Raw genomic sequence first — 5186 nt, 5'->3', positions numbered from 1 at the left:
CATCGATCAGCGCTAGGATAAACAGCGCGGCTATGCTTTGGAGCGGCAAACTAATGGCACGCTCGTCCGCGATGGCGATCGATTGGTTGTGGGTGAAGAGTTGGCAATTCAACTCGGTCGGGGACGAGTAAAAGTAAGCGTAATTGAGGTCGATCGTGGCGAAGAAAACTGAGTGGAAGTATGAAGAAACAGTCGATCGGGTGGAGGAAATATTAGCGCAGATAGAAGATGGCGAACTGGAATTAGCTGAAGTATTCAGTCAGTTTGAGATCGCGATCGCATCTTTGCAACAATGTGAAAATTTTCTCGCCGAACACAGCGAGCGGGTGGAATTATTATTAGAAAATTTGGGTGATAAGTAGGTTGGCGCAAATAATTATCACATCAGAAAAGCTTGAAATCTAGATGGTGGGCAGTGCCCACCCTACTTAGTGAAGTTGATTCTTCTTCGGTGCGTTACGCTACGCGACAACACACCCTACGATACTCTCGTCAATCACATAGGATTGCTATAGCTAAAAAGCAGTCATCACTTGTCGTAGTTCTGCTGATAGATCTTGGGAGCCGCGACCTTGCTTTTCAAATAATACGCCAGCCAGTAGATAGATATTCGGCGAATAGAACGCTTTGCGATCGCTTTTGAGCGCACTAATCGTATCTCTCACTTTTGATTCGGAACTATAGTAGCCAAATTCTAAAGGTGAAATCGTGAAATCAATTACTTGATATCCGCAATCGATCGCATACTCGATAGTTTCGACGGGGTTTGAATAGGCAGAAATTAGCGATAACACCCGAGCGCAACCGATTGTAAATAGACGTTTGGTAATCGCCGCTCCATCAGCTCCGCCATGCAAAGATGGCATGTAAATATCATTATCGGGTGCAGGTAAGTATGGCGGGTTGGCAATTAGATAATTAGCGCTAGACTGTTGCCAACCTTCAAAAAAACATTGATTGCGAACGATATATTTGTCGCCTAATCGATACCGATCGATTCGCGATTGCGCCAGCTTAGCTGAGGTAGAATTCAACTCATACCCGTGAATGCTACCTTTAAAAGGAGTTCTGAGTAAGCTGGAAATTACTGGACTACCATCGCCAGAACCAAACTCAATTACCAGCTCGGAACTGGTACAACGATTGAGCACCATCCGTTCTAAACATTGGGAATAGAATTGAGATTCTTCGGGACAGAAAAATACTTCGTTGGGCGAATGAGATTGAACCGAGGTATTTTCTCGATCTGCTAGCGTTTGGAGCAAGTTCATTTGGGTTTTAATTAAAGGTTAGATTTTGAATAATTTTGACGATCGCATCGCCAGCGCGACCGCTCATATACTTGTCTTGGTCGTATCCGAGGACGAGTTCCCACGCGTGCTGGGGATACATATCGACTAGCGGTAAACAGGCGTTGTGGAGCATCCATTGTCCGTGTCGTTCGTCTTCTTTGACGTGCAATTCCCAATATCCCTTCGCGGTTTCGGAAAGTCCCAACCGAGCGGCGGCGGCAATGTAGTCTTGATAGACTGAAGGGCCAACAATTTCAAAGTAGGTAAAGCCACCGATGTAACGCAAGAAGTTGCGCTTACATTGGGTAAGCAAAAAATTGTGATTGATGGAGGCTAAAACTTCCCAGGGCACCAAATCTAGATAAGCTTCTGGTGTCGAATCGAGGTTGAGTTCTGCCATCATTTGGGCAAAGAAAGTAGAATGCTTGCGACTGAGGCGACCATTGCCATATTCTTCGAGTAAAACGCGGATCAATGTTGCCTGAATTTCATTGCTAGCACCACCTAATAAATGACACAGCCGACTCGATTCTACTAAACCATCTAAAGAGACGATCGCAATCAAGTGACGATAACTATCGAGGGTCATTTCGTGGCTTAAATACCGCTTATTTGCCGATATTGGCGGTACTAAATCGACATCTCCTCGCGCGATTAATGCCGCTTTAATGTCAGTTGCTGACAAGTTTTTGAGATTGAGATCGAGCTGGGCTGATTCCCAGGCTTGCCAAGGCTCCTCAATCCGATCGTGCACCCATCGCACGTACAGCGAACGCTCGTTAGTATATTCATTTAAGTCCTTATACCAGATAAAATTAAGTCGATTGATCCGGTAGAGAATCCGCTGTAAAAACCGATTTTCGATTTCTGGTGTTGTCCGATTTGTATAGGCAATTGCTAAAGCAGTTTCTAAGGCGGTTTCAAACTCTTGCACTGCCAATTTGACATCTTCCTTGCCCTGTTTGGCAATTACCTGTCTATCGAGATTGTCTGTAGTTAAAAGCTGAATAAATAGCTGTTCTGCTCGATCGTAATCTGGTGTTGCTGGAGACATAAAATCCTTGACTGCATCGATAGGAGGCAGATCGGGACGCAATAAAACCATAATTAGTAAGTTCTTAGTGAAGAGAATGTTGAGGCGATTCTCTCTCATGAGAGGCTCCGCCAACGCGCTAATGTAACGATCTTGCCATCAACCTGTTCTTAATGTACTCAGGCAAGGATAATAATTTTATCTCTCTTAAGATAGACAAGTAGCGGATAAAAGTAGTATTTGTTACAGACATGAGAGTACCCACCCCAGGCTACTTTGATGGCTGAGTGTGCGGATCTGTTTGACGCTGGCTATCTATTTTGCATTGCGGAGTGACGCCTGAATCATTTTTGCTGACCGTTCGATCGCCATTAACGATGCAATTTCGAGCCAGATGTCTGAAATCTAATCTGGCGATCGATTATTTACCCACTTCCACCATTGCAAAAGCGATCGAGTCAACACTACTGGCTTTAGCTCGATCGCTTTTCGATCTAGTAAATCCTGCACGATATTAAACGCGGCATATTGCAAGCCTAAAAAACTATCGACAGGCGCATAGTAATTACCCAAAGTAATCGCACCCGAGGCGTAGATTTTGCCGACTTTATTTGCCATTTCTGTCAACTCAAAGTTAGGCGTAACTGTCAGTCTACCGAGCTGATTGACTGGTAGATTATATTGCTGTACCAAATCTTGCAGTAGGGGACTAGCCATAATCGGCGCATCGACAGCCGTTGCATCGATGATAAAGTCTGCCTCTAATTGAATATCGCCCTTGACGCCCGATTCGCGCACGGTGGTAATCGTCCCGCCATGTGAGGAATTGGCTACAACCTGTTGCACCTCGCCGTAAAAGATCTGGTACCAGCCTTTATTAATGCCACCAGCGATGATCTTGCGCCAGTCGGGGCGATTCATCGTCGTCACGCCACCCCAATCGGCGAGTAGATGCTGGCGTTGTTCGGGGGTGGCTGCTGCGAGGATACTTTTATATTGTCCGCCCCACGCAGATTTCGGCCAGTTAAAGGACTGAAATTCATAGTTGTGCTCGACTTTGCGCTCGGCTAAACCGTATTTATTACCTTCGACTTTTGCCGATCTGAGTAACTGGATCACCTTAATTTCGACGCGCTCGTTATTCCGGCGGAGGGTGTAGAGTTTTTGCAAGATCCGGGCGGCGACGATTCCCGTACCGCGCAATAATACCGTCCCCCCGTAAGTTGCCAGTGACTCGTAGATATGTTCGTGGGGTTCGTAAGCGTTGACGACGGTTTTGAAATCTTGGGTGCGATCGCGATAAGCTTGGAGATCTGGTAAAAATTGTAAGGCGGGATAGCCAGTAGCTAGATGGACGTATCGGGCGATCGTACAGGCATAATCGGTGGGTTGCTGACAGGTATAGACGATCGCATAGCGCCCGTCGGTAGTCTTGCGAATTGCCTGGACGTGCGCCGTCCGAATCATTTTACGCCAACTAATCCGCGCGGTTTCGCGATCGATCGCAGCAATAACATCCCCAGATTTGGGCGTATAAGTCGCCGCTAATGTCGGTTCGGCGAAGACTTGCCAGCAGTAGCTCAAACTCGATTTTAACTTCCCCTTAGCGATGCCTCTGACCGCCTCCAAGGTCGCATAGTTGGGAAAACCCCAAAGATTATCCGGACAGGCATCCGCAGGCGATCGCAGGCGTTCTTGCGGGACGATCTGCGCGTTGAGACAGAGTTGCTGATAACGTCCGTAGGGTTGCTGCTCCATCCCCAGCACTCGCACCCGCTCGGTACTCACTCCACTAATTCGCAGTAAATCTACCCAGATAAAGCTCCCCAACCCGCCGCCGACAGTAGCATACTCGACTTCTTCAACTGGCAACCCGGTAGCGTGAATCGCTTGCGGATCGATCTGTGCCTGTTGGAAAATCGGCGGTAAGCAACTATTTACCGGAACTTCCGGCGGTGGGGTAATGCGCGGATCGGGTCGATTGGTGACGGCGTTAAACCCAATCTGGGACTGACTTGCTGGCGTTGTCAGCGGTTGCGAATTGGTTGGAATCGCGATCGCGATCTGATAATTCCCAATTTGAATGATGTCTCCTGGTGAAACTTGAGCGTGAGTCTGTTTTTGACCGTTGATGATGATGCCATTACTACTACCGCGATCGACTACAATTAGTCGATCCTGTTCGACTTCGATCGAGGCATGATAGCGCGATACCTCCAGACTATTTAACACGATCCGACAAACTCTATTACCGTCGATCGTCTCAGGCAGTCGCGTAAATTCCCGCCCTAGCGCAATAGGGATAGTTAACAGGGGTTCTTTGCGTTCGCCTGTTGCCGGATCTTCCCACATCAAACGGATTTGCACAGAGGTTGATTGAGTGTTTAACCATCGATCTTAGCAGGATGAGCGATCTTTTGCGCGTTCCCGCCAGCCTCTCATGAGAGAGAATCGCGATCGTATCGGTTACTCTAACTTACGCTCGCTCGCTCGTTATCCACTAGTATTATCTTAGTTTTAGCTCCAACTTCGTATAGATCTCGGGAAATAAAATTCAGTTCTCGATAGTATCCCGATGCAATAATGACAGAATCGGGAGCGTCTAAAATTGCTTTGACTTCCTTGGTAGATTTACCTGTGATTTGTTTTACCAAGCAAAAAACTTTAGGATAAAGTTCTCCAACATCAACAATTGTTAATCCAAAGCCGTCATCGTCACCCTCTATTTCACACATAGTCATAGCTATTATTTTACATATTATGACAGCCGATCGATTATTTAGAAATAACTCAATTGTGCAGATTTGCATCCATATAGGTGCTTATCTTGCCGCTTATGTCAAACAAATTCTCATCGAAGC

Annotated in this window: 6 protein-coding genes; 2 read left to right on the top strand and 4 right to left on the bottom strand. The window is 46.6% G+C overall.

Going from position 1 to position 5186, the window contains the following annotated elements; translation table 11 throughout:
- Positions 1–37: 37 nt before the first annotated feature.
- On the top strand, positions 38–172 hold the full coding sequence (locus tag RMO52_RS08550; RefSeq protein WP_310412909.1) for a hypothetical protein: 135 nt from the start codon (positions 38–40) through the stop codon (positions 170–172).
- Positions 156–362, top strand: a complete 207-nt coding sequence (gene xseB, locus RMO52_RS08545; protein ID WP_310412906.1) for an exodeoxyribonuclease VII small subunit — start codon at positions 156–158, stop codon at positions 360–362. The genes RMO52_RS08550 and xseB overlap by 17 nt, the downstream gene beginning before the upstream one ends.
- A 153-nt stretch (positions 363–515) precedes the next feature.
- On the opposite strand, the gene RMO52_RS08540 is transcribed toward xseB, so the two are convergent.
- The 4 genes from RMO52_RS08540 to RMO52_RS08525 all read right to left on the bottom strand — a co-directional run bounded on the left by RMO52_RS08540 (position 516) and on the right by RMO52_RS08525 (position 5066).
- Complete coding sequence (locus tag RMO52_RS08540) at positions 516–1271, bottom strand: SAM-dependent methyltransferase (RefSeq protein ID WP_310412903.1); 756 nt, start codon at positions 1269–1271, stop codon at positions 516–518.
- 7 nt (positions 1272–1278) lie between these two features.
- The gene (locus RMO52_RS08535; RefSeq protein ID WP_309737826.1) at positions 1279–2445 is read right to left on the bottom strand and encodes an iron-containing redox enzyme family protein; all 1167 of its coding nucleotides are present in this window, start codon (positions 2443–2445) and stop codon (positions 1279–1281) included.
- 285 nt (positions 2446–2730) lie between these two features.
- Positions 2731–4692, bottom strand: coding sequence for an FHA domain-containing protein (locus RMO52_RS08530; RefSeq protein ID WP_310412900.1), 1962 nt, complete (start codon positions 4690–4692; stop codon positions 2731–2733).
- 104 nt (positions 4693–4796) lie between these two features.
- Positions 4797–5066 (bottom strand): hypothetical protein, encoded by a 270-nt coding sequence (locus RMO52_RS08525; RefSeq protein WP_309742550.1) that lies wholly within the window; start codon positions 5064–5066, stop codon positions 4797–4799.
- Between the last annotated feature and the right edge of the window lie 120 nt (positions 5067–5186).

The organism is Chamaesiphon sp. OTE_8_metabat_110 (genome assembly GCF_031382685.1).
Lineage (GTDB): Bacteria > Cyanobacteriota > Cyanobacteriia > Cyanobacteriales > Chamaesiphonaceae > Chamaesiphon.
Note: the sequence above shows the minus strand (reverse complement) of the source record. Positions and strands in the feature narration are given on the sequence as shown.

Bases quoted from the DNA above. Each gene is read 5' to 3' on its own strand.
- RMO52_RS08535 (WP_309737826.1), bottom strand. From the start codon at position 2,445: ATGAGAGAGAATCGCCTCAACATTCTCTTCACTAAGAACTTACTAATT.
- RMO52_RS08540 (WP_310412903.1), bottom strand. From the start codon at position 1,271: ATGAACTTGCTCCAAACGCTAGCAGATCGAGAAAATACCTCGGTTCAA.
- RMO52_RS08525 (WP_309742550.1), bottom strand. From the start codon at position 5,066: ATGACTATGTGTGAAATAGAGGGTGACGATGACGGCTTTGGATTAACA.